Origin of the sequence: Hydrogenophaga sp. (genome assembly GCF_036675665.1) — a bacterium.
Classification (GTDB): domain Bacteria; phylum Pseudomonadota; class Gammaproteobacteria; order Burkholderiales; family Burkholderiaceae_C; genus Hydrogenophaga.
Window position 1 is genome coordinate 1 of the sequence record NZ_JAKFEO010000016.1, and the last position, 2364, is coordinate 2364.

Genomic DNA, 2364 nt, shown 5'->3' on the forward strand with positions numbered 1-2364 from the left:
CCGGCGATCTGCAGTATGCCCTCGAAGCCCGGCATGTCCTGCAGCTGGCCGCGCATCCGATCGAACACCTTGTTGGTGCGCTCCAGGGTCGCGCCGGGCGGCAGTTGCACGATGCCCAGCGCGTAGCCCTGGTCTTCCTCCGGCAGGAAGCTGCCGGGGATGCGGGTGAACAGGAAGCCGGTCAGCACCGCCAGCACCGCGAACAGGATCATCCAGCGCGGCGCGTGCCTGACCGCGCTGGTGATGTGGCCCACGTAGGTGCGCTGCACCTTGTCGTAGTACTTGTTGAACGTGCGGAAGATGAAGTTGGGCTTTCTGTCCTCAGCGTGGTGTTCGGACTTCAACATTGTCGCGCACAGCGCTGGGGTGAAGCCCAGTGCCAGGAACGCGGAAAAGGCCATGGCGATGGCGATGGTCAGCGCGAACTGCTTGTAGATCTCGCCCGAGGCGCCACCCTGCAACGCGCTGGGGATGAATACCGCGGCCAGTACCACAGTGATCGCGACCACCGCACCGGTGATCTGGCCCATGGCCTTGCGCGTGGCTTCGCGCGGCGGGAGTTTTTCCTCCGACATGATGCGCTCGACGTTCTCGATCACCACGATCGCGTCGTCCACCACGATGCCGATCGCCAGCACCATGGCGAACAAGGTCAGCTGGTTGATGGTGAAGCCGATGATGCTCAGGCCCAGGAACGTGCCCAGCAGCGCCACCGGAATGACCAGGGTCGGGATCAGCGTGGCCCTGAAGTTCTGCAGGAAGATCAGCATCACCAGGAACACCAGGATCATCGCCTCGACCAGGCTCTTGATCACTTCCTCGATGGAGATATCGACGAAGGTGGTGCTGTCGTATGGCGAGAACCACTCCACGCCCTGCGGGAAACTGGGCGCCAGTTCGTCCATCTTGCTGCGCACCGCATCGGCCACGTTCAGCGCATTGGCGCCAGGCAGAAGCTGCACCGCGAACGCACCGGTCGGCGCGCCGTTGTAGCGGGTATCCACGCCGTAACTCTGCGCACCGAATTCGACCCGGGCCACGTCCTTCAGCCGCACCGTGGTGCCATCGCTATCGGCGCGCAACACCACGTTCTCGAACTGTTCGGGCGAACTGAAACGGCCCTCGGCCGAGACCGTGGCGGTGAAAGCCTGGCCCTGGGGCTGCGGCGAGGCGCCGACGGAGCCGGCGGCGAACTGCACGTTCTGGCCACGGATCGCGGCCAGTACCTGGCTGGCGGACATGCCGTAGCCCTGCAGGCGGTCGGGATTGAGCCAGATGTTCATGGCGTACTCGGCGCCGAACTGCTGGGTGCTGCCGACGCCGGGGATGCGCGAGATCTGTTCCAGCACGCGCGAACCGATGATGTCGTTGAGGCGGTTGCGGTCGATCGAGCTGTTGGTGGAACGCAGGCCCACTACCATCAGGAAGCCGGCGTTGGCCTTGGCTACCACCACGCCCTGTTGGGTCACTTCGCTGGGCAGGCGCGGGGTCGCCAGGGCGACCTTGTTCTGCACCTGCACCTGGGCGATATCGGCGTCGGTGCCGGTCTCGAAGGTCAGGGTGATGCTGACCCGGCCGTTGGAACTGGAGGACGAGCTGAAATACAGCAGGTGGTCGATGCCGGTCAGTTGCTGTTCGATCACCTGGGTGACCGATTTCTCGGCCGTATTCGCGCTGGCGCCGGGGTAGGTGGCGTTGACCGTGACTTGCGGTGGGGCGATGGAGGGATAGGACTCGACGCCGAGACCGAGGATCGAGATCACGCCCGAAAGCGAGATCAGGATCGCCACCACCCACGCGAAGACGGGATGATCGATGAAAAACTTGGACATGGTCGGGCGCCTCGATCAGTTCTGCTGCGCGTCGGGCTTATCGCCCTGCTGCTTGGCCGGCGTCTCGCCGTTCGTGGCGGGCTTGGTCCCGGGCTGGGCAGCGTCGGGATTGCCACCAGAGGGTTTGACGGCGTTCGGAGCGCCAGCCGGAGCTGCGTTCGGGATCCATGGACTCGCCTTGGCGGGAGCCCCTTCTTTCACTTTCTGCAAGCCCGTGGCGATGACCTGGTCGCCTGCAGCCAGACCCGAGGTCACCAGCCATTTGTCACCGCGCGTACCCGAAGTCACGACATTCTTGCGCGCCACCAAGCCGTCCTTGCCGACGACCATTGCGTAGGCGCCGATGGTGTCGCGCTGCACTGCCACCTGCGGCACCAGGAACACGTTGCTCTGCTCGCCCAGCGTCGCCTTGAGGGTGACGAAGCTGCCCGGGAGCAGATACTTGTCCGGATTCGGCAGCTGCGCACGCAGCGATACCGCACCGGTCTGTGGATCCACGACCACGCCCGAGAAATCCAGCGTGCCGGTTTCG

At 64.7% G+C, this 2364-nt stretch carries 2 protein-coding genes; both read right to left on the reverse strand.

Translation table 11 applies throughout. The features are described 5' to 3' along the window. Positions 1–1832: efflux RND transporter permease subunit (locus V6M63_RS08860; RefSeq protein ID WP_332741224.1), on the reverse strand; the 1832-nt coding region annotated here is incomplete at its 3' end. 15 nt (positions 1833–1847) lie between these two features. Then, positions 1848–2364: efflux RND transporter periplasmic adaptor subunit (locus tag V6M63_RS08865; protein ID WP_332741225.1), on the reverse strand; the 517-nt coding region annotated here is incomplete at its 5' end.